Source organism: Limnohabitans radicicola, from assembly GCF_014837235.1.
Classification (GTDB): Bacteria; Pseudomonadota; Gammaproteobacteria; order Burkholderiales; family Burkholderiaceae_C; genus Limnohabitans_A; species Limnohabitans_A radicicola.
In genome coordinates this window covers 256,167-274,011 of the sequence record NZ_JACYFT010000001.1, presented here as the reverse complement: position 1 = coordinate 274,011, position 17,845 = coordinate 256,167, and the positions used below count along the sequence as shown (strand labels likewise).

The 17,845-nt window shown below is 62.7% G+C and carries 14 protein-coding genes; 4 read left to right on the top strand and 10 right to left on the bottom strand.

Annotated elements, in window-relative coordinates; all coding sequences use genetic code 11:
* The first annotated feature begins 37 nt into the window (after positions 1-37).
* On the top strand, positions 38-742 hold the full coding sequence (urtE, locus tag IC609_RS01390; RefSeq protein WP_191817670.1) for an urea ABC transporter ATP-binding subunit UrtE: 705 nt from the start codon (positions 38-40) through the stop codon (positions 740-742).
* Between the two features lie 78 nt (positions 743-820).
* On the opposite strand, the gene IC609_RS01385 is transcribed toward urtE, so the two are convergent.
* From IC609_RS01385 to IC609_RS01340, 10 genes are all read right to left on the bottom strand, one after another.
* On the bottom strand, positions 821-1,651 hold the full coding sequence (locus tag IC609_RS01385; protein ID WP_191817669.1) for an urease accessory protein UreD: 831 nt from the start codon (positions 1,649-1,651) through the stop codon (positions 821-823).
* A gap of 9 nt (positions 1,652-1,660) precedes the next feature.
* Complete coding sequence (locus IC609_RS01380) at positions 1,661-2,428, bottom strand: ABC transporter permease (RefSeq protein WP_191817668.1); 768 nt, start codon at positions 2,426-2,428, stop codon at positions 1,661-1,663.
* 8 nt (positions 2,429-2,436) lie between these two features.
* Positions 2,437-3,255: an ABC transporter ATP-binding protein gene (locus tag IC609_RS01375; RefSeq protein ID WP_191817667.1), complete on the bottom strand. Its 819-nt coding sequence runs from the start codon at positions 3,253-3,255 to the stop codon at positions 2,437-2,439.
* An 82-nt stretch (positions 3,256-3,337) separates the two neighbouring features.
* Positions 3,338-4,372 carry an ABC transporter substrate-binding protein gene (locus tag IC609_RS01370; protein ID WP_191817666.1) on the bottom strand — a complete coding sequence of 345 codons (1,035 nt, stop codon included), beginning with the start codon at positions 4,370-4,372 and terminating at the stop codon, positions 3,338-3,340.
* A gap of 157 nt (positions 4,373-4,529) precedes the next feature.
* Entirely contained in the window at positions 4,530-6,827 is a 2,298-nt protein-coding gene (locus IC609_RS01365) for an NADP-dependent malic enzyme (protein ID WP_191817665.1), read from the bottom strand.
* A 212-nt stretch (positions 6,828-7,039) separates the two neighbouring features.
* Complete coding sequence (locus IC609_RS01360; RefSeq protein ID WP_191817664.1) at positions 7,040-8,527, bottom strand: nucleobase:cation symporter-2 family protein; 1,488 nt, start codon at positions 8,525-8,527, stop codon at positions 7,040-7,042.
* Positions 8,528-8,675: 148 nt separating this feature from the next.
* Complete coding sequence (locus tag IC609_RS01355; protein ID WP_191817663.1) at positions 8,676-9,929, bottom strand: M20 family metallopeptidase; 1,254 nt, start codon at positions 9,927-9,929, stop codon at positions 8,676-8,678.
* Positions 9,926-11,701 (bottom strand): 2-oxo-4-hydroxy-4-carboxy-5-ureidoimidazoline decarboxylase, encoded by a 1,776-nt coding sequence (gene uraD / locus IC609_RS01350; RefSeq protein ID WP_191817662.1) that lies wholly within the window; start codon positions 11,699-11,701, stop codon positions 9,926-9,928. The genes IC609_RS01355 and uraD overlap by 4 nt, the downstream gene beginning before the upstream one ends.
* A gap of 2 nt (positions 11,702-11,703) precedes the next feature.
* The gene (gene puuE / locus IC609_RS01345; protein WP_191817661.1) at positions 11,704-12,654 is read right to left on the bottom strand and encodes an allantoinase PuuE; all 951 of its coding nucleotides are present in this window, start codon (positions 12,652-12,654) and stop codon (positions 11,704-11,706) included.
* 21 nt (positions 12,655-12,675) lie between these two features.
* Entirely contained in the window at positions 12,676-13,341 is a 666-nt protein-coding gene (locus IC609_RS01340; RefSeq protein WP_191817660.1) for a GntR family transcriptional regulator, read from the bottom strand.
* A 132-nt stretch (positions 13,342-13,473) separates the two neighbouring features.
* Between IC609_RS01340 and uraH the strand changes: the two genes are divergently transcribed.
* From uraH to xdhB, 3 genes are all read left to right on the top strand, one after another.
* Entirely contained in the window at positions 13,474-13,827 is a 354-nt protein-coding gene (gene uraH, locus IC609_RS01335) for a hydroxyisourate hydrolase (RefSeq protein WP_191817659.1), read from the top strand.
* A 131-nt stretch (positions 13,828-13,958) separates the two neighbouring features.
* The gene (xdhA, locus tag IC609_RS01330) at positions 13,959-15,431 is read left to right on the top strand and encodes a xanthine dehydrogenase small subunit (RefSeq protein WP_191817658.1); all 1,473 of its coding nucleotides are present in this window, start codon (positions 13,959-13,961) and stop codon (positions 15,429-15,431) included.
* Entirely contained in the window at positions 15,432-17,789 is a 2,358-nt protein-coding gene (xdhB, locus tag IC609_RS01325) for a xanthine dehydrogenase molybdopterin binding subunit (RefSeq protein WP_191817657.1), read from the top strand. It begins immediately after the preceding gene.
* Positions 17,790-17,845: the final 56 nt, after the last annotated feature.

Here is a 17,845-nt window from a genome sequence, read left to right as displayed (position 1 = left end):
CGGCGCCCTCGCCGCGATAAATTCCGAAGAAACGCACATGCTAGAAGTCAAAAATATTCACCAGTACTACGGCGGTTCGCACATCCTGCGCGACGTGAGCCTGAGCGCCGCCCAGGGCCGCGTGACGGTGCTGCTGGGCCGCAACGGCGTGGGCAAGACCACGCTGCTCAAAAGCCTGATGGGTCTGGTGCCCATCCAAAGCGGCAGCGTCACGCTCGCTGGTCAGGACATCACCAAAGCCAAACCCTACGAACGCGCAGCGGCTGGCATTGGCTATGTGCCCCAGGGCCGCGAAATCTTTGCCCGCCTCACTGTCGAAGACAACCTGCGCATGGGCCTGGCCACGCAGCCCGGTGGCACGCCGATCCCTCCCGAGTTGTTTGAGCTTTTCCCGGTGCTCAAACAAATGCTGCACCGCCGTGGCGGTGACTTGTCTGGCGGCCAACAGCAGCAGCTGGCCATTGCCCGCGCACTGGCCGCCAAGCCGCGCCTATTGATATTGGACGAACCGACCGAAGGCATCCAGCCCAGCATCATCAAGGACATTGGCCGCGTCATCCGCCAACTGGCCGACGTTGGCCTGCAAGGCCAGCGCATGGGCGTTTTGCTGTGCGAGCAGTACTACGACTTTGCCGAAGAGTTGGCCGATCAGTACTTGGTGATGGAGCGCGGCGAAGTGATCGCCAGCGGACCGGGGAGTGAGATGAAGGTGAAGAACATTCAGCAGTTGGTGGCGATTTGATTTTGTAGGCGCGATTTCTTCGTCGCGATCAGTGAAACTTGGAGCAGCCCATGCCCTAACGCGGCGAGGGCGCCGCTCCTACAGGTTCCACAACCGAGGCACTGTCCCCAGCAGCCCCCACATCTCCTGCCGCCACGCAGCCCAGACCAGGCGCAGCAGTTGCAGCGCGGGTTCGGTCACAGGGGCCAGCACGCGCAGTACGATGACCTGCGGGTGCGGCGATGTGGCGCCTGCCGTCAGGCGCAATGGGGAGGCATCGAGCAGTTCGCGGGCACAGGCCAATGCCCGTTCGCTGCGCTCGGCGGCGATGGCGCTGCCTGCGGCAAACGCCAGTGTGGCCATGCAGCGCTGACCTGCTAATCCTAAAGGGCTGTTCATCAACCGTGCATCGCTGGCGTGGATGCTGCCGCGCTCCAGCCAAACGCCAGGGATCTCCATGTGTTGGCGGAAGGTGCCTTGCTCAAAGGGCAAGTCGGCGGCGGGGAGGCCCAGCGCTGTGATGTCCCAGGTCATCATTTCTGCACCGGGTGCGAGTTCAAACGTGGCACGGTTGAGCGCATCGCAGGCGTTGTAGGCAATGGCCTCCAGCGGCAGCCATTCGAGCCGTGCACCTTCCGCCACTTGGGCATGGACTTGCTGTTTGGCCAAACCGGTGGTGGAGCGGTAAAACCGTGTGGCGCCAGGTGTGGTCACCAGGCCGTGTGCGCCTTGGCCCACCGTGATCCGCATGTCCAGCGTGTCGCCGCCCACCAGGCCGCCGGGCGGGTGCACCAGCACGTTGTGGCAGACCGCATCGCCTTCGGGGTAGAGGCTTTGCAGGATGCGCAGCGGCCCTTGGTGCTGGTAGCGGGCGACGCTGCGTTCAGACTCCAGCGTGTAGTCGAGTCGCAGGCTGGCGTGCCAAGTCATTGGCGGGGCTTATTCGCCTTGCGAGCCGCGGTGGGCCCAGGCGGTGGTGTGCTTTTCAATGGTGCTGAAGAGTTCGTACATCACCATGGCCATGGCACCCACAACCACCAAACCCGAAAACGCCAGGCCCATCTGCATGGCCGAGCCGGCCGAGATCAGCAGATAACCAATGCCTTCGTTGGCTGCGGTCATCTCCGACACGGTGGTGCCCACAAAGGCCAGTGTGATGGCCACTTTGAGCGAGCCATAAAAGTAGGGCATGGAGCGCGGCAGGCCGACTTTGACCAGCACGTCCCAGCGCTTGGCGCCCAGCACGCGCAACACGTCTTCCAGCTCGGGCTCCAGCGTGGCCAGGCCCGTGGCAATGTTCACCATGATCGGGAAGAAGCTGATGAGGAAGGCCGTCAAGATGGCCGGGCCGACCCCGATGCCGAACCACACGACCAAGATGGGCACAAAGGCCGCCTTGGGCAGGGCGTTGAAGGCGGTCATGAGTGGGTAGACGGCGGCGTAGGCCAGGCGCGAGCTGCCAATGACAAAGCCCAGCAGCACCCCCACCACGATGGCGATGCCAAAGCCGACCATGGTCACCCAGAAGGTGCGCCAGGCGTGACCGGCGATCACGTCGCGGTATTCGACCGTTTGCTGCGCGATGCGCGAAGGGCTGGGGAACACAAATTCCGACACGTTGAAGGCGCGGCACAGGCCTTCCCAGACCAGAATGCTGACGATCAACAGCACCCAGGGGGCCCAGCGTTCAAGGTTTTTTTGTTTCATGAGGGCACTCATTGGTGGATGGCTGCGCCGGTCTTGCGCATGGCACCGATGTGCCCACGCAGCTCGTGCACGATGTTGGTGAATTCGGGCGTGTAGGTGATTTCCAGATCGCGGGGGCGCGGCAGGTCGATTTCTTTTTTGACCACAAAGCGGCCCGGGCTCTTGCTCATCACGTACACCGTGTCGGCCAAAAAGACCGATTCGCGCAGGTCGTGCGTGACCAGAATGACGTTGAATTTTTGCGCGGTCCACAGGTCGCGCAAGATGCACCACAGCTCTTCGCGGGTGAAGGCGTCGAGCGCACCAAAGGGCTCGTCGAGCAGCAGCATCTTGGGCTCGTGGATCAGGGCGCGGCAGATGCTGGCGCGTTGCTGCATGCCGCCCGAGAGTTGCCAGGGGAATTTGTCTTCATACCCCCCCAGGCCCACAGTCTGTAGCAGCTTGCGGGCACGTTCGACGTATTCGGCTTTTTTCTGCTTGAAGCTGGCGCGGTAGGGCTCCACGATTTCCAGCGGTAGCAGCACGTTGTCGAGCGTGGTGCGCCAGGGCAGCAGCGAGGGGGCCTGGAAGGCCATACCACTGATCTTGAGCGGCCCGGTGACGGGCTGACCGTCGATCAGGATGCGGCCCTTGCTGGGCATTTTCAGGCCCGTGGTCAGCTTCATGAAGGTAGACTTGCCACAGCCCGACGGGCCCACGATGGCGATGAACTCGCCTTGCTTGACCTGCAGGTTGATGTCTTCCACCGCAAAGTGGTTTTGGGCCAGCAACTCTTCGTTGTAGGCCAGCCAGACATTCTGGAAATCGACGAATGCGTCTTGGGACATGGTGAAACTCTTTGCGCAGGTTCACGCCCGGACCCGCAGGCCCGAGCGATTCGGTTTCAGGCCGCAGATTGCGACCCGAAGCTCACTTTTTGCCTTTGGGCAGGATGTCCAGCTCTTTGGCCGAGGGCAGGAACGAACCGTTCCAGATGTCATCGGCTTTCACGCGGGTTTTGGTATTGAAGGCGTCAGACACTTGCGAAGCCATCAGGCTCAGGCGGGGGCCCTTGACCTGGCCAAAGCCTTCGGCGCGTGCGTCGGGGCTGTTGATCACGGTGTCGATGGCCAGCTTCAGACGACGGGTTTCGAGTTCCACGTTGATGATGCCGTCGCGCGCCTTGACGCTTTCAATGGCTTTGGCCGGATCGGCGATCACGTCCTTGGCACCCTTGGTGAAGGCGGCCAGGAAGGCTTTCACAGCCGCTGGGTTTTCTTTGATGATCTTAGGCGAGGCGATGATGGCGTTGCCATACAGCTTGACGCCGTAGTCGGGGTACTGCAGCACGACCACATCGTCGGCCTTGACGCCACGCGCTTCGATGTTGAGCAGCGAGGTGAAGGTGAAGCCAGTGATGGCATCCACATCACCGCGCACCAGCATGGTTTCGCGCAATGGGGGGTCCATCGCGGTCCAGGCCACATTGCCCACGTTGTTGGCCTTGGCGAAGATCGGGAAAGCACGGCGGCCTGCGTCGAACACGGGGGCGCCCAGCTTCTTGCCCGCCAGATCGGCCGGGGTTTTGATGCCCGATTTCTTGAGGGCCATCACCGATGCAGGGGTGTTGTTGTACACCATCATCACCGCCACGGGCTTGTTGGGCGCGTCGGGGTTGTTGGCGTGGAATTCCATCAGGGCGGCCAGGTCAGCAAAGCCCAGGTCGTAGGTGCCCGAGGCCACGCGGGTGACCGCACCACCCGAGCCGTTGCCCGCGTCCACGCTCACGTCGAGCTTGGCGTCTTTGAAGTAGCCCTTGGCAGCTGGCAGCAGGAAGAACGCCGATGGCCCTTCAAAACGCCAGTCGAGCTGGAATTTGATCGGGGTGGTTTGGGCTTGTGCGGCACCCAGGCTGGCGGCAGCAGCCAATGCGGCGGTGGCCTGGAGGAAAAAACGCTTGTTCATCGGGGGGCTCCTGGATCAATTAAACGGTGAACTCGGTCAAGCAAGTTCAGTGCCCATTATCAGGGATGCCCCTGACGTTTCGCGTCAGGTCGGTGCTCAGATCAACCCCAAGCTGGTGCAGCCCTGGCGGGCGGGGCACCAGTTTGGTGTGTGTGACTCACTGTTGCGCGCAGGCCACGGCCAGGGCCGTCATGTTCAGCACACGGCGCACGGTGGCCGCAGGCGTGAGGATGTGGGCCGAGGCTGCCGCGCCCATCAGCACCGGGCCAACGGTCACACCGCCACTGGTGGTGGTTTTCATGACGTTGTACAGGATGTTGGCCGCATCCAGGTTGGGGCAGACCAGCAGGTTGGCCGATCCGCTCAGCGTGCTGTCTTCGATGTAGGCGCTGCGGATCTCGGGCTGCAGGGCCGCGTCGCCGTGCAGCTCGCCATCGCACTCGATGTCGGGGTGCTGCGCCACAAACAGGTCACGCGCCAGGCGCATCTTGCGCGCCGAGGCCCGCTTGGACGAGCCGTAGCTCGAATGTGAGAGAAAGGCCACCTTGGGCACGATGCCAAAGCGCTGCACTTCTTGCGCCGCCATGAAGGCGATCTCGGCCAGTTGCTCGGCGCTCGGGTCTTCATGCACATAGGTGTCGGCGATGAACAGCGGGCCCTGGTTGGTCATGAGCGCGTTCACCGCAGCGTAGTTGCCCACGCCCGCGCGCTTGCCCAGAATGGAATCGATGCGCTCCAGGTGCGTCATGTAGGTCCCGGCCAAGCCACAGATCATGGCGTCGGCGTCGCCCAACGAGACCATCAGCGAGCCGATGATGGTGTTGGAGCGGCGCACGGCAGCTTTGGCCACAGCGGGCGTGGCGCCGTTGCGCTTCATCAGCTGGTGGTAGTGCTCCCAGTACTGGCGAAAGCGTGGATCGTCTTCGGGGTTCACGTTTTCTGCGTCCACACCCAGGCGCATGCGCAGACCGGCTTTTTCGATGCGCGCCGCAATCACCGAGGGGCGACCGATCAGGATCGGGTGGGCCAGTTTTTCGTCGATGGCCATTTGCGCAGCGCGCAGGGCGCGCTCGTCTTCGCCGTCGGCATAGGCCACGCGCTTGGCACCGTTGGGCACGGCTTTGGCGGCGTTGAAGATGGGACGCATCAGCAGACCGGTTTGCGTCACAAAGCTTTGCAGCTGCTGGCGGTAGGCGTCCATGTCGGTGATCGGACGCTCGGCCACGCCCGACTCGGCCGCGGCCTGCGCCACGGCGGGCGCGATGCGCAGGATCAGGCGCGAGTCAAACGGCTTGGGGATCAGGTAGTCGCTGCCAAAGGTCAGGTCCTGTCCGGCGTAGGCGCTGGCCACTTCTTCGCTGATGTCGGCCTTGGCCAGATCGGCGATCTGGCGCACGCAGGCCAGCTTCATGGCCTCGGTGATCTTGGTCGCGCCGCAGTCCAGTGCGCCCCGGAAGATGTAGGGGAAGCACAGGACGTTGTTGACCTGGTTGGGGTAGTCCGAGCGACCGGTGGCGATGATGCAGTCCGGGCGGGCGGCCTTGGCCAGCTCGGGGCGGATTTCGGGCTCTGGGTTGGCCAGCGCCAGAATGATCGGCTTGTCGGCCATGGTCTTGACCATCTCCACCGTCATCACGCCGGGGGCCGAGCAGCCCAGGAACACGTCCGCGCCCTTGACCGCGTCGGCCAGGGTGCGGGCTTCGGTCTTTTGCGCGTAGCGGGCTTTGGATTCGTCGTAGCCGCCAGGGCGGCCTTCGTAAATCACGCCTTTGGAGTCGCAGACGTAGATGTTGCTGGTCTTGACGCCCAGGCCCACCATCACGTCCAGGCAGGCGATGGCGGCAGCGCCTGCGCCCGACACCGCCACTTTGACCGCGCCAATGTCTTTGCCCACCAGCTCCAGGCCGTTGAGCATGGCGGCGGCCGAGATGATGGCTGTGCCGTGCTGGTCGTCGTGGAAGACCGGGATGTTCATGCGCTCGCGCAGCTTCTTCTCGATGTAGAAGCACTCGGGCGCCTTGATGTCTTCGAGGTTGATGCCGCCCAGCGTGGGCTCCATGCTGGCGATGATCTCGACCAGCTTGTCGGGGTCGCGCTCGGCCAGTTCGATGTCGAACACGTCGATGCCTGCGAACTTCTTGAACAGGCCGCCTTTGCCTTCCATGACCGGCTTGCTGGCCAGCGGGCCGATGTCGCCCAAACCCAGCACGGCGGTGCCGTTGGTGATCACGGCCACCAGGTTGCCACGCGAGGTGTACTCTGCGGCTTTGGACGGGTCGGCCGCGATGTCGAGGCAGGGGTAAGCCACACCGGGCGAATAGGCCAGCGACAGGTCGCGCTGGTTGGACATGGGCTTGGTGGGGTTGACCGAAATCTTGCCGCGTGTGGGGTAGCGGTGGTAGTCACGGGCGGCATCGCGCAGGGCTTGTTCGGCGGGGGAGAGGTTGTCGCTCATTGTTGTTGTCTCAAAGAAAGAACAGGGAATGGGCAGCAGCGTAACTCATTTGTAACCGCTTCCTGACGAACATTACCCCTCTAAAAAGCAAAAGGCCAAGCACTTGGCTTGGCCTTTTGAGTGACTGTAGGAACCCACCCTCGGGGGCAATGTTGGCGGTGTTGTCAGCGCCAGTTGGTGAGGGGCGTCGTCCTACCTGTTCAAAGCGGTCTTCAGTGGGCTTCGGCTTGCTTGGCCGCCTCGATCGCATCGCGGTTGTCACCGCTTGCGCCATTGAAGAACAGGTTCAAAATCACCGCGCTGATGGAGGCGAGCAGGATGCCCGATTCAATCAATGGGTGCAGGTTGTGTGGCATCCACTGTTTGAAGTTGGGGGCGATCAGCGGGATCATGCCGATGCCGATCGAAATCGCCACGATCAAGGCGTTGAAGCGGTTGTTCTTGAAGTCCACACCACCCAGGATGCGGATGCCGGTGGCGGCCACCATGCCGAACATCACCAGACCCGCACCACCCAGCACCACGGTGGGCAGCGACTCGACCAGGGCCGCCATCTTGGGCAGCAGGCCCAGCGCCACCAAAATCAAACCACCGGCCACGCACACAAAACGGCTCTTGACACCGGTGACGGCGACCAGACCCACGTTCTGTGAGAAGCTGGTGTAGGGGAAGGTGTTGAAGATGCCGCCAATCAGCGTGCCCAGACCGTCGGTGCGCAGACCGCGTGTGAGTGCGGCCTGGTCGACTTTTTTGTCGGTCATCTCGCCCAGGGCGAGGAACATGCCAGTGGATTCGATCATCACCACGATCATGACCAGGGACATGGTCAGGATCAACACCGGCTCAAACACCGGCATGCCAAAGTGGAAAGGCGTCACGATGCCGAACCAGTCGGCCTTGCCGACCTTGTCAAAGGTCATCAGGCCCATGGCGGTGGCGACCACGCCGCCGATCACGATGCCCAGCAGCACCGAAATGTTGGCCACGAAACCTTTGGCATAGCGGGCGATCAGCAAGATCGACACCAGCACCAAAGCGGCCACACCCACGCCGCCCAGATCGGCGTACTTGGGGTTGGGCATCTTGGGCAGCAAGGCCAGGTCTTTGGGGATGGCCGGCAGCGTAGAGCCAGGGGCGCTGGCCGCGGCCGCGGCCGCGTCCAGCCAGGCTTTGTGCTCGGGCGTGACCACGCTCGGAGCGGTGGGGCCGAAGGGGTTGCCAAAGATCCAGTTGATGCCGATGCGCATCAGGCTGATGCCGATCACGGCAATGATGGTGCCGGTGACCACCGGCGGGAAGAAGCGCAGCATGCGGCTGACCAGCGGCGCGATGATGATCGAGATGATGCCCGCCCCGATGATGGAGCCAAAGATCAGCTGCGCCCCCATCTCGCCGGGGTTGCTGTTGGCCATGGCCACCATGGGGGCCACGGAGGCGAAGGTCACGCCCATCATCACGGGCAGGCGGATGCCGAACCACTGCGTGGCGCCCAGCGACTGGATCAGGGTGACCAGACCGCAGCAAAACAGGTCGGCCGAGATCAGGTAAGCCACGTCTTGCGGGCTGAGCTTGAGGGCGCGGCCCACGATCAGGGGCACGGCCACGGCACCGGCGTACATCACCAGCACGTGCTGCAGGCCCAAAGCGGCGAGTTGGCCCGAGGGCAGCTTTTCGTCCACGGGGTGGGTGGTTGAACTCATGGAGGAGGCTCCTTGCAAATAAACGGGGAGGGAAACATCCCAAAGCGGCTAGAACTTTGCAGCTTTGTGTGCTGAACTGTATACAAAACAGGAGGGGTGTGGATGCGTGAAAACCCTGCCTCTGGCGTACCTCAGGCAGGGGTGCGGGTCAAGCGAGCAAATCCAGCAGCGTGCGCGCCACCACCTTGGTGGCCCGGCGCAGGTCTTCGAGTTGCACATGTTCGTCTGAGCGCTTGGCGTTGGACTCGCGCACGCTGCGGGGGCCTGCACCGTAGATCACGCCGGGGATGCCGCGTTCCACGTACAGGCGCACGTCGGTGTAGAGCGGCGTGCCCACGGCGGGGATGGCTTCGCCAAAGACTTCGCCGCCGTGCTTTTGGATCGCGTCCACCAGGGGCTGGTTGCCCGCCAGCGGCTTCATGGCGTTGGCCAGCAGCATGCGGCGCACGTCCACTTTGAGTTCTTTCCCACCACGCGGCGGGTTGAAGGTGGCGGCGGCGTCGTCAATGGTCTGGCGGATGCTGGCTTCCACTTCGGCGGGGTTCTCTTCGGGGATCATGCGGCGGTCGAGTTTGAAGACGACCTTGCCGGGCACGACGTTGGTGTTGGTGCCGCCACTGATCTGGCCCACGTTCAGATAGGGGTGGGTGATGCCTTCGACCTGGGAAGTGACTTTCAGGTACTGTGCGTTCAGAGCATGCAGCGCGTTCAGGATGTGCACCGCGCCTTGCAGCGCATCGGTGCCGCTGTCGGGGATGGCCGCGTGGGCCATCTCGCCTTGCACTGTCACTTCCATTTGCAGGCAGCCGTTGTGGGCGGTGACCACCTGGTAGCTGAAACCCGCCGCAATCATCAAATCGGGTTTGGTCAGGCCTTTGGCCAGCAGCCAGCCGGGGCCCATCTCGCCGCCAAACTCTTCGTCGTAGGTGAAGTGCAGTTCCACACCGCCTTTGAGCGGGGTGCCCAGAGATTCGAGCGCGCGGGTGGCAAAGGTGAAGGTGGAAAAATCGCTCTTGCTCACGGCGGTGGCGCGGCCGTACATGGCGCCGTTGTCGATCTCGCCGCCGTAGGGCGCGTGCGTCCAGCCTTCGCCCGGGGGCACCACGTCGCCGTGGGCGTTCAGGGCAATGGTTTTGCCTGCGCCGTATTGGCGGCGCACGATCAGGTTGGTGATCGACTCCAGACCATAAGCCTTCACGTCGGCCTCGGGCACAGCGTGTTTTTCTGCTTCGTAACCAAAGCCTTTGAGCAGCTCGGCCGTGCGCTCGGCGTGCGGCGCATTGTTGCCCGGTGGCGTGTCGGTGGGCACCTGCACCAGGGCCTGCAGGAACTTGACCTGCTCGTCGAAGTGCGCGTCGATCCAAGCATCGAGTTGTTGGTATTGGGCTGGGGTGGCGCTCATGACAATTCCTGCGAAAGTTGATTCAGAACATGGGTGAAAGCGTCGACGCACAGTTGCATGTCGTCGCTGGTGGTGGATTCGAGCGGGTTGTGGCTGATGCCCGCGTTTTCGCCACGCACGAACAGCATGGCTTGCGGCATCACTTCGTGCAGCTTCATGGCGTCGTGGCCTGCGCCGCTGGGCAGCTTGAACAGCGGCACACCCAAGGCGCTCACGGCGCGTTCCCAGCGGGCTTGCCACTCGGGGGCGCTGGGCGCGGCGGCGGCGCTCATGGTCAGCTCGGCGGTGTAGCGTACGCTGCGGCGCTCGCAAATGCTTTGCAGCTGCGCCATCACATCGGCCACCAGCGCATCGCGCTGTGCATCGGTGGGGGCGCGCATGTCCAGGCTGAAACTGCAGCGGCCAGGCACCACGTTGATCGAGCCATTGGGCACGTTGAGTTGGCCGATGGTGGCCACGCTGTCGCCATCCTTGGCAGCGCGCTGCTCCATGTAGAGCGCCAGTTCGGCCACAGCGCAGGCTGCGTCGCGGCGGCGATCCATGGGGGTGGTGCCTGCGTGGCTGGCGGTGCCAATCACTTCGCACAGGTAGCGCACGCTGCCGTTGATCGACGTGACCACGCCCAGTGGGATGTTGACTTCGTTGAGCACCGGGCCTTGTTCGATGTGGACTTCGACAAAGCCGAGGTACTGCGCCGGGTCGCGTTGAATTTTGGGGATGTCGTCCACGCACAGACCCGCGTGCTGCATGGCCGCACGCATGGTGATGCCGTCGGCGTCTTGCTGCTCCAGCCATTCGGGCTTGAAGTCGCCGATCAGTGCGCCAGAGCCCAGGAAGGTGGCTTTGTAGCGCTGGCCTTCTTCTTCGGCAAAGGCCACGACCTCGATGCCAAAGGGCAGGCGTTTGCCTTGTTGGTGCAGCTGCTGCACGCAGGCCATGGGCACAAAGATGCCCAAGCGACCGTCGTATTTGCCACCATTGCGCACGGTGTCGTAGTGGCTGCCGGTCAAGAGGTATTTGCCGCCCACAGTGGCCGGATGGTAGCGCCCCACCACATTGCCCACGGCGTCGGTGTAGACCTCGTCAAAGCCGCAGTCGCGCATGTTTTGGGTGATGCGCTGGGCGCAGGCCCGGTGCGCGTCGGTGAGGTAGGTGACGGTGAGTTGGCCTGCTTCGGCAAAGCCGGGGTCGGAGTGTTGCGCCAGCTTTTCCTGCCAGTCCCAGACCTGGTGGCCCAGGGTGGGTTCCACGCCGAACTTGTCGTTCAGGCGGATCTCGACGATGCGGTGGATGTTGCGCAGGCACTCAGCCAGTTCGAATTGGGGGTGCCCATGCAGGCGACGCTCGAACGCGTCGATGATCTGCTGCTTGTTCAAGCCCACACCGCGCGGGCCGCGCACGGCCAGGATAAAGGGCCAGCCAAACTTGGCGTTGTAGTCGGCGTTGAGCTTTTGGATTTTGGCGAACTCTTCGGGCGTGCAGTCTGTCAGGCCCGCCTTGGTCTGCTCGTTGGTGGACTCGGCTGTCAGCGTCTTGCTGACCATGGCCTTGCCCGCGAGTTCAGGGTGAGCGCGGATCAGGCCGAGTTGCGCCTCGCGCCCGGCGTGTGCCAGCACCTCGCACATGGTGTGCTTGAGGTGCGCCAGCGAGGTGAAGGGGCGCTGGGCCAGCGCCTGCTCGGCGATCCAGGGCGAATGCTCGTACAGGCCGTCGAGCATGTTCGCTGCGTCGGCGTGCGACGCGCTGTTGAGTTGTTCCAGGGTCAGGGCCATGTTCAATCCTTGTAGGGGTGGGTCGCCTTCCAGTGCTGCGCAATGTCGATGCGGCGCGCCACCCAGACTTTGTCGTGCGACTGGATGTGGTCCAGAAAGCGTTGCAGCGCGGTGATGCGGCCCGGGCGGCCCAGCAGCCGGCAGTGCATGCCGATGCTCATCATCTTGGGCGCGTTGTCGCCATCAGGATTGCCTTCGGCGTACAGCGCGTCAAAGGTGTCTTTCATGTACTGGAAAAACGGGTCGGCGTGCGAATAGCCCTGCGGCAGCGCAAAGCGCATGTCGTTGCAGTCCAGGGTGTAAGGCACGATCAGTTGCGGTGCATCGGTACCGTCTGACTTGCGTACCTTCATCCAGAAGGGCAGGTCGTCGCCGTAGTAGTCGCTGTCGTACTCAAAGCCGCCAAAGTCGGCCACCAGGCGCCGGGTGTTGGGGCTGTCGCGCCCGGTGTACCAGCCCAAGGGCCGCTCGCCGGTCAGCTTCTGAATGATCTCCATCGCTTCGGCCATGTGCGCGCGTTCGGTGGCTTCGTCGATGTTTTGGTAGTGAATCCACTTGAGGCCGTGGCAGGCGATGTCGTAGCCCAGCTCTTTGAACGCGGCCGTTAATTCTGGGTGTTTTTGCAGGGCGGTGGCCACGCCAAAGACGGTGAGCGGCAGGCCTCGCTTTTCAAACTCGCGCAGGATGCGCCACACGCCCGCCCGAGAGCCGTACTCGTAGATGCCTTCCATGCTGATGTGCCGCTCGGGGAAGGATGCGGGGTTGAACATCTCGGACAGGAACTGCTCGGAGCCGGCATCGCCATGCAGCACCGAGTTTTCGCCGCCTTCTTCGTAATTCAGCACAAACTGCACGGCCACACGTGCGCCGCCCGGCCACTGGGCGTGCGGCACATGGCGGCCGTAGCCTTTCAAGTCGCGGGGGTAGGGGAGGGTGGAATCGTAGGTGCTCATGGCGGTGTTCGGTGCAAGGGGTCAGGCCAGGGCCAGAGAAATGTCGTGGGTCGGCACCTGGCGGTCAAAGGTCAGGCTTTCTTCGACGTGCAGCAGGTGTTCGTGCATCAGCTGCACGGCTTGGTCGCTGTCTTTTGCAGCCAGCGCAGCGACGATGGCTTCATGCTCGTCGGTGGAGTGCTCGGCTTCGTTGCGCGATTGGTACATCAGGGTGATCAGGGCGCAGCGCGAGATCAGCTCGCCGAGCACCTGGGCCAGCACCTGGTTGCCCATCAGCTCGGCCATGCGCACATGGAAGTCGCCCAGCAGCTCGGTGCGGCCCGGCACATCGCCCTGGCTCACGGCGGCGCGCTCCTGCACGATGTGCGCCTGCAAGGCGCTGATCTGCTCAGGGGTGACTTGCTGCACAAAGGCACGGGTCATCTCGGCTTCCAGCATGCGGCGCACGGCAAACACCTGCTGGGCTTCCTCCACAGAGGGCGCGGCGACAAAGGCGCCTCGGGCCGGTTCGAGCTTGATCAAACGGTTTTGCGCCAGCTGGAAGAGGGCCTGCCGCACCAGCGTGCGGGAGACACCAAAGTGGTCGGCCAGTTTTTGCTCCACCAGCTTGGCGCCGGGCAGCAAGCGGTGTTCCACAATCGCCCGCGTGAGCGACTCGACAATGTGGTGGGTGGTCGAAGTTTCCATGTCTCTGGCAGATCGGGTTTGTCTTGTGGGTGCCCATGATAGCCACCCAATTGAAAATTGTATACACTTTGGTCGACTGGATGCGGCGTGCCCCATCCAACTTTTGAAAACTGTTGAAAAGCGAGCAAAACCATGGGATTGAGCACACACGTTCTGGACACCATGCACGGCTGCCCCGCCGCAGGCATGCAGGTGGCCCTCTACACCACGCAGGGCGAGCAGGCCACCTTGGTCAAAAGCTTCACCCTGAACCACGATGGCCGCAACCCCGATGGCATGCTGTACGACCACGCCAGCCTGCGCAAAGGCACGTACCGCCTGGTGTTTGACGTGGCGGGCTACTTCCAGGCCAAGGGCGTTCAGCTGCCCGAGCCGAACTTTTTGAACAAAGTCAGCCTGGACTTTGGCGTGGCCCACGAAGACCAGCACTACCACGTGCCCCTGCTCGCCAGCCCCTGGAGCTATTCGACCTACCGCGGTTCCTGAAACAATGGGGATCTGACCCCCATTGAATCAATCGGGGTCAGATCCCAATTAATCCGTCGCCAAACCCGCCCGACAAGGCCCCGGTTCTTTAAAATCAGGGCCTGACGTTTATTTATCCTCACTCCCTCACCATGACCCAAGTCACCAACACCGTGCGCTTTGTGCTCGACGGCCGCATCGTTGAAGCTCAAGGCGAGCGCCGCACCACCACTGTTCTGGACTACCTGCGCGAACAATTGCACCGCACCGGCACCAAAGAGGGCTGCGCCGAAGGCGATTGCGGCGCCTGCGTGGTCATGGTGGGTGAGCTCAATGCTGCGGGTACGGGCGTCGACTATGTGGCTACCAATTCGTGCATCCAGTTGTTGCCTTCGCTGGACGGCAAATCGGTCAAGACCATCGAGAGCCTGAAAAAAGCCGATGGCTCGCTGCACCCGGTGCAGGAGGAAATGGTCAAGTGCCACGGTTCGCAGTGCGGCTTTTGCACCCCCGGCATCGTGATGAGCCTGGTGAACCTGGTGCAGGTCTTGCCCGTCCCAAGTCGCCAGCAGATCACCGATTCACTCAGTGGCAACCTGTGCCGTTGCACCGGCTACAAGCCAATCATCGAATCGGCCACCAAGGCTTGCGCCAAACCCGAGGCGCTCAAGATCGACGACAGCGCCGATGTGCCGTTGCTCAAGGAGATCCAGCGTGCCAAAACGCCCACGCTGAGCCTGGACGGCGAGATCATCGTCCAGCCGGTGGTGCGCACACGCAAGGGCAACGAGTTTGTCTCGCCCGCCACCATCGCCGAAGTGGCCGACTACTTGGTCAAGCACCCCACGACCACGCTGCTGGCCGGCAGCACCGAGATCGGTCTGCAGGTCAACAAGCAGTTCAGCCGCCCCGACCACATCATGTATCTGGGCAATGTCGCTGAGCTGCGTCAGATCCAAGAGACCGACAAGGCCTGGCGCATTGGCGCGGCCGTGTCGCTGACGCAAGTCGAAGCGCTGGTCGCCCAGGCTTACCCGGACTTCACCGAAGTGCTGCGCCGCTTTGGCTCGCCCCCCATCCGCTCCACTGCCACACTGGCGGGCAACATTGCCAACGGTTCGCCGATTGGCGACTCCATGCCTTGCTTGCTGGCGTTGGGTGCCAATCTCGTGTTGCGCCGTGGCGAGAAGACCCGCAACGTGTTGCTGGACAACTTCTACACCGGCATGAAGAAAAACGTGCTCGAAGCCGGTGAGTTCATCGAAGCGGTCGAGTTGCCCAAGCCTGTGGCGGGGCAAGTGTTCCGCGCCCACAAGGTGAGCAAGCGTTTTGAGCAAGACATTTCGGCCACTTGCGCCGCCATCAGTTACACGCTCAAAGGCGGCAAGCTGTCTGGCGTGAAGCTGGCCTACAACGGCCTGAGCCCCTTCCCAGCACGTGCGCCCAAACTCGAAGCCATGCTCGAAGGCAAATCACCCGCTGACGTGAAAGCCGCAGACCTGGACGCCGCTATTGCCGCGAGCTTCACCGCACGCGACGGCTTGCGTGCCACATGGGCATACCGCGCATTGGTGGCGCGCAACCTGGCCCTTGAATTCATTGAAGAACAGAAAGAGGTGGCTTGAATGAACGCTCCTACCGCACTCAAAAACCTGCTGCCTGTGTCAGGCGTTCAGCAAGGCACCGACATCGTTCACGAGTCCGCGCACCTGCACGTCACGGGCTCGGCCACCTACATCGATGACATCCCTGAGCATGCAGGCACTTTGTATGCCGCGCTCATTCTGTCGCCCGTGGCGCACGGCGAATTGATTGGTGACGGCATTGACCGCGAAGCTATCCTCAAAGAGCACGGCGTGGTCGCGGTTTACACTGCCAAAGACATTCCTGGCGAAAACAACTGCGGCCCCATCGTGCACGATGACCCTTTCCTCGCCGCTGGCAAGGTCGAGTTCGTCGGCCAAGCCGTGGCTGTGGTCGTGGCGCGCGACATGCTCTACGCCCGTGAAGCCGCCAAAAAGGCCAAGGTCTTGGTGAAAGAACTCAAGCCCATCTTGACGGTGGAAGAGGCCATGGAAGCGGGCAGTTTCATCATGCCGCCCAAGGGCATCACACGCGGTGATGCCGCTGCGGCCATTGCCAGCGCGCCGCACAAGATCAAGGGCACCACCCGCACCGGCCAGCAAGAGCAGTTTTATCTGGAAGGCCAGATCACTTACGCGGTGCCGAAAGAAGACGGCCAGCTCACGCTGTACGTGTCGACCCAGCACCCCGACGGCAACCAGCGCGAAGCTGCGCACGCCCTGAACCTGCACACCAACGACGTCGAAGTGATTTGCCGCCGAATGGGTGGCGGCTTTGGTGGCAAAGAAGGCAACGCCAGCATCTTCAGCCAAAGTGCTGCTTTGGCTGCGCACAAGCTGGGCAAGCCGGTCAAGCTGCGTGTGAACCGCGACGACGACATGACCATCACCGGCAAGCGTCACGACTTCCGCATCGACTACGAAGTGGGCTTTGACGACAACGGCCGCGTCTTGGGTGCCGACATCACGCTCATGTCGCGCTGCGGCTACAGCACCGACTACTCGGGCCCCGTCAACGATCGCGCTTGCCTTCACATTGACAACACCTACCATTTGCCTGCGCTCAAGCTGGTGAGCCACCGCTGCAAAACCAACACGCAAAGCGCCACCGCTTTCCGCGGTTTCGGCGGTCCACAAGGCATGTTCGGCATCGAGACGGTGATGGACGAAATTGCGATGACTTTGGGCAAAGACCCCTTGGAAGTGCGCAAGCTCAACCTCTACAAAGACCCGTCCATCAGCGGCACGCCCGACACCATGACCACCCAATACAACCAGCTCATCGAAGACTGGGTGGGCGACAAGGTGATCGCGCAGGTGGAGCAAGAGTCGAAGTACGCCGAGCGCCGCGCCGCAGTGCAAGCTTTCAACGCCAAGAGCAAAACCCGCAAGCGCGGCATTGCGCTCGTGCCTTTGAAGTTTGGCATCAGCTTCACCGCTACGCACTTGAACCAGGGCGGCGCATTGCTGGTGGTGTACATGGACGGCTCGGTGAGCTGCAACCACGGCGGCACCGAAATGGGCCAGGGCCTCAACACCAAGATGGCGCAGGTGTGTGCCGATGGTTTGGGCATCAGCGTGGACCATGTGCGCATCACGGCCACCGACTCGCAAAAAGTGCCCAACGCGTCGGCCACATCCGCATCGAGCGGTGCCGACATCAACGGCGCGGCCATCATGAACGCCACCGCGCAAATGCGAGAGCGCTTGAAGCCCGTGGCCGCCCGCATGCTGGGCTGCGCCGAAGGCGATGTGACCTTTGCCAACAACGAAGTGCATGGCGGCGGCAAGTCGGTGAAGTGGGGTGATGTGACCAAGCAAGCGTGGCTCGACCGCGTGGGCTTGAGCGTCACGGGTTTCTACATGACGCCCGAAATCAAATACGACTTCACCACCCTGAACGGCCGTGCGTTCTACTACTACTGCTACGGCGCCGCCGTGAGCGAAGTGGAAATCGACACCCGCACCGGCGAGTGGTGGCTCAAGGCCGTGGACATCGTGCACGACGTGGGCCGCAGCATCAACCCCGCATTGGACAAAGGCCAGATCGAAGGCGCCTACGTGCAAGGCATGGGCTGGCTCACCATGGAAGAGTGCATTTGGGACAAAAAGGGCAAGCTGCTCACGCACGGCCCCAGTACCTACAAGATTCCCGTGGCGGGCGACATTCCAGAGCACTTCAAGGTGTCTTTGTTCGACAACGCCAACTTGAAGCCTACGCCGTTCAACAGCAAGGCCACGGGCGAGCCGCCTTTGATGCTCGGCCTGTCGGCTTTCTTCGCCTTGCGCGATGCGGTGGCGGCCAGCGCTGACCACAAGGTGGTGGTACGCATGGACGCCCCCGCCACGCCTGAGCGCATCTTGATGGCTTGCGAAGCGGTCAAGGCTGCGGCAGCCTGACACGGTCAGGGCAGCCCGTCCCACACGGCGCTGCCCCGACGGATCGAGGTGCAGAC

Coding starts and splice junctions, on each gene's coding strand:
- urtE (WP_191817670.1), top strand. CDS start 38: ATGCTAGAAGTCAAAAATATTCACCAGTACTACGGCGGTTCGCACATC.
- IC609_RS01385 (WP_191817669.1), bottom strand. CDS start 1,651: ATGACTTGGCACGCCAGCCTGCGACTCGACTACACGCTGGAGTCTGAA.
- IC609_RS01380 (WP_191817668.1), bottom strand. CDS start 2,428: ATGAAACAAAAAAACCTTGAACGCTGGGCCCCCTGGGTGCTGTTGATC.
- IC609_RS01375 (WP_191817667.1), bottom strand. CDS start 3,255: ATGTCCCAAGACGCATTCGTCGATTTCCAGAATGTCTGGCTGGCCTAC.
- IC609_RS01370 (WP_191817666.1), bottom strand. CDS start 4,372: ATGAACAAGCGTTTTTTCCTCCAGGCCACCGCCGCATTGGCTGCTGCC.
- IC609_RS01365 (WP_191817665.1), bottom strand. CDS start 6,827: ATGAGCGACAACCTCTCCCCCGCCGAACAAGCCCTGCGCGATGCCGCC.
- IC609_RS01360 (WP_191817664.1), bottom strand. CDS start 8,527: ATGAGTTCAACCACCCACCCCGTGGACGAAAAGCTGCCCTCGGGCCAA.
- IC609_RS01355 (WP_191817663.1), bottom strand. CDS start 9,929: ATGAGCGCCACCCCAGCCCAATACCAACAACTCGATGCTTGGATCGAC.
- uraD (WP_191817662.1), bottom strand. CDS start 11,701: ATGGCCCTGACCCTGGAACAACTCAACAGCGCGTCGCACGCCGACGCA.
- puuE (WP_191817661.1), bottom strand. CDS start 12,654: ATGAGCACCTACGATTCCACCCTCCCCTACCCCCGCGACTTGAAAGGC.
- IC609_RS01340 (WP_191817660.1), bottom strand. CDS start 13,341: ATGGAAACTTCGACCACCCACCACATTGTCGAGTCGCTCACGCGGGCG.
- uraH (WP_191817659.1), top strand. CDS start 13,474: ATGGGATTGAGCACACACGTTCTGGACACCATGCACGGCTGCCCCGCC.
- xdhA (WP_191817658.1), top strand. CDS start 13,959: ATGACCCAAGTCACCAACACCGTGCGCTTTGTGCTCGACGGCCGCATC.
- xdhB (WP_191817657.1), top strand. CDS start 15,432: ATGAACGCTCCTACCGCACTCAAAAACCTGCTGCCTGTGTCAGGCGTT.